The sequence below is a fragment of the Streptomyces montanisoli genome (assembly GCF_017813245.1).
In the GTDB taxonomy this organism is placed as follows: Bacteria; Actinomycetota; Actinomycetes; order Streptomycetales; family Streptomycetaceae; genus Streptomyces; species Streptomyces montanisoli.
The window spans coordinates 1-3,420 of sequence record NZ_JAGIQL010000305.1 but is presented as its reverse complement, the minus strand read 5'-3'; the positions used below and the strand labels follow the sequence as shown (position 1 = coordinate 3,420).

Annotated in this window: 3 protein-coding genes; 2 read left to right on the top strand and 1 reads right to left on the bottom strand. The window is 72.6% G+C overall.

Annotated elements, in window-relative coordinates; all coding sequences use genetic code 11:
- Nucleotides 1-1,291, bottom strand: a 1,291-nt coding sequence (locus JFN87_RS32540) for a chorismate-binding protein (protein ID WP_209346033.1), incomplete at its 3' end; no start/stop codon positions are given.
- Between the two features lie 298 nt (nt 1,292-1,589).
- Between JFN87_RS32540 and JFN87_RS32535 the strand changes: the two genes are divergently transcribed.
- Nucleotides 1,590-2,942: a class II 3-deoxy-7-phosphoheptulonate synthase gene (locus tag JFN87_RS32535; protein ID WP_209346032.1), complete on the top strand. Its 1,353-nt coding sequence runs from the start codon at nt 1,590-1,592 to the stop codon at nt 2,940-2,942.
- Between the two features lie 179 nt (nt 2,943-3,121).
- A partial coding sequence (locus JFN87_RS34610) for a (2Fe-2S)-binding protein (RefSeq protein WP_209346030.1) occupies nt 3,122-3,420 on the top strand: 299 nt, incomplete at its 3' end.

The following is a 3,420-nucleotide window of genomic DNA, read 5'->3' as shown; positions in this document are numbered from 1 at the left end:
CGGGCGCGGCGGCACCGGCGGCGGGCCGCCCCGCGGGCTCCACCGCGCCGAGCGCCGCCAGGACGCCCGCCGCCTTGGCGTGGGTCTCCGCGACCTCGCCGCGCGGGTCGGAGTGGCGTACGAGTGTCGCGCCGACGCCCACCCGCAGCGCGCCCGTCCGCGCGTCGATGTCGGCCGTGCGGATCAGGATCGGCGAGTCGAGCGACTGCGCGCCGCCCGCGTCCCGCCCGAGCAGCGCGAGCGCGCCCGCGTAGTAGCCGCGCCCGCCCGGCTCGTAACGCTCGATGACCCGGCACGCGTTCTGCACGGGTGAGCCCGTCACCGTCGCCGCGAACATCGTCTCGCGCAGCACCTCGCGCACGTCGAGCGACGACCGCCCGCGCAGCTCGTACTCGGTGTGCGCGAGGTGCGCCATCTCGCGCAGGCGCGGGCCGACCACGACGCCGCCACGGTCGCCGACCGTGCACATCATCTTCAGTTCCTCGTCCACGACCATCGACAGCTCGTCGGTCTCCTTGCGGTCGGCGAGGAACGACAGCACGTCCTCGACGCGCGGGCCGCCCGGCCCCTGCGGATAGCGGAACGTGCCGCTGATCGGGTTCATCACCACGGTCCCGCCGCTCATCCGCACATGCACCTCGGGGCTCGCGCCGACCAGCACGCGCCCGCTGTCGCCGGTGTGCACGACGAACGTCCAGTACGCCCCCTGCTCGCCCACCAGCAGCCGCCGGAACAGCGCCAGCGCGTCGGACCGCCCGAACCCGGGCACCCGCCCCTCGAACGTCCGCCTGATGACGAAGTTCGCGCCCTCGCCCGCGCCGATCTCCTCTCGCACGACGCGGCCCACGAGGTCCGCGTACGCGTCGTCGTCCACGTCGAACGCCCCGTCGCGCACGCGCACCGCGTGGTCGGGCAGCGCGTCGAGCACGTCCGCGAGGGGCAGTTCGCGGCGCTCGTCCGCGACGAGCACCGACAGCGGCGTGCCGTCGTCCCGCACGTCGAAACCGCGCTCCCTGATCTGCCGGAAGGGGACGAGCGCGAGGGAGGGGGCGTCGCCGACGGGGATGTCCGCCAGCACGGCCGCCTCGTGCACCCGGCCGATCAGCACCTCGACGACGTCATGGCGGCGGCCGGGCGTGCGGCGGCGCAGCAGCGCGAACGGCTCGCGGCCCGACGCCAGCCGGGCCAGCACGGACGCGGCGCCTTCGCGCGCGCCGGACGAGGACGGGGACGAGGACGGGGACGAGGGGGCTCTACGGGGCGTGCCGGGTGTGCGGGAACTGGGAGACATGGGGCGGGGTTCCTTCCGGTGGGTGGAGGAACGGCCCGCCTCGCGGTCCCCGTCGCGTACTGACCGGGAAAACACGGAAGGCCGCCCCTCGGGCGGCCTTCTCGATCCGTGCGATGTGCGTCACGCGCGCGGAATCAGCGGGGTCGCCGGGAGAGCCGGCCACCACCAGGACTGATGCGTGCGCGAGAGCATGGCGCCACCCTAGCCGACGGCCCGGGCCGCCGTCCGCCGTATCGGCGGCGTTCCACACTGTGAGCCGACTGGTCTACCCGGGTGCGTGACCGCGTAATCTGGTTCCGTGACAGTGAACGCTGAGAAGCCCGTGACGTCTGTGCCCACCTGGAAAGGTCTCCCCGCTGCGCAGCAGCCGGAGTATCCCGACCAGGACGCGCTGCGCGCGGTCGTGGCCGAGCTGGAGGCCTGCCCGCCGCTCGTCTTCGCCGGCGAGTGCGACCAGCTGCGTTCGAGGATGGCGGCCGTCGCGAAGGGCGAGGCGTTCCTGCTCCAGGGCGGCGACTGCGCCGAGGCGTTCGACGCCGTGTCCGCCGAGCACATCCGCGCCAAGCTCAAGACGCTGCTGCAGATGAGCGCCGTCCTCACCTACGCCGCCTCGGTCCCCGTCGTCAAGGTCGGCCGCATCGCGGGCCAGTACTCCAAGCCGCGCTCCAAGAACACCGAGACGCGCGACGGCGTGACGCTGCCGAGCTACCGCGGCGACTCCGTCAACGGGTTCTCCTTCGACGAGGCGTCCCGGGTGCCCGACCCGACGCGCCTGACGCGGATGTACCACGCGTCCTCGTCCACGCTGAACCTCGTCCGCGCCTTCACCACCGGCGGCTACGCCGACCTGCGCCAGGTGCACGCCTGGAACCAGGACTTCGTGAAGTCCTCGCCGGCAGGACAGCGCTACGAGCAGCTCGCGCGCGAGATCGACAACGCGCTGGGCTTCATGAAGGCGTGCGGCACCGACCCGGCCGAGTTCCGCGCCGTGGAGTTCTACTCCTCCCACGAGGCGCTGCTGCTGGACTACGAGTCGGCGCTGACCCGCACCGACTCGCGCACCGGCACCCTGTACGACACGTCGGCCCACCTGGTGTGGATCGGCGAGCGCACCCGCCAGCTCGACGGCGCGCACATCGAGTTCGCGTCGCGGATCCGCAACCCCATCGGCATCAAGCTCGGCCCGAACACCACGGTGGACGAGGCACTCGGGTACATCGACCGGCTCGACCCGGAGCGCGAGCCCGGCCGCCTCACGTTCGTGGTGCGGATGGGCGCCGACAAGGTCAGGGACAAGCTGCCCGAGCTCGTCGAGAAGGTCACGGCCTCCGGCGCGACGGTCGCCTGGGTCACGGACCCGATGCACGGCAACACCTTCGAGGCCGCGTCCGGCCACAAGACGCGCCGCTTCGACGACGTGCTGGACGAGGTCAAGGGATTCTTCGAGGTGCACAAGGGCCTCGGCACCCACCCCGGCGGCATCCACGTCGAGCTGACCGGCGACGACGTCACGGAGTGCGTGGGCGGCGGCGACGAGATCTTCGTCGACGACCTGCACCAGCGCTACGAGACGGCCTGCGACCCGCGGCTCAACCGGAGCCAGTCGCTCGACCTGGCGTTCCTCGTGGCGGAGATGTACCGCGACCAGTAGCCCTCCGGGTTCTTGCGGGCGATGGCGCATGCGATGGGGCACGGATCCTGTGATCCGTGCCCCATCGCCCATGAGGGGGGTTCTGCGAGCCCGCGCCGATGGGTTAGGTTAGGTTAGCCTCACCGATGGGAACTCATCGGTGGGACGACGACCAGGATCAGGCCCGGGAGGTGAACCGCGTGTACGTATGCTCCTGTTTCGGCATCACCGAGGCACAGGTCAAGGAGCACGCGGAGGCGGGCGCCTGCTCGCCGCGGCAGATCGCGTCGCAGTGCGGGGCCGGCACGGACTGCGGCGGCTGCGTGCGGCGCATCCAGTCGATCCTCGGCCGCGGTACGTGCCCGCGCCGCGAGCTGCTCGACGGGCGCACCGCGCCCGCGCCCGCGTCCGCCACGCGGGCGCCGGAGCCGGACGCCGCCAAGCCAACCACCCCCGCATCCGCGACCCAAATCGGGGTCCCGTCCGCCGCGCGCACGAT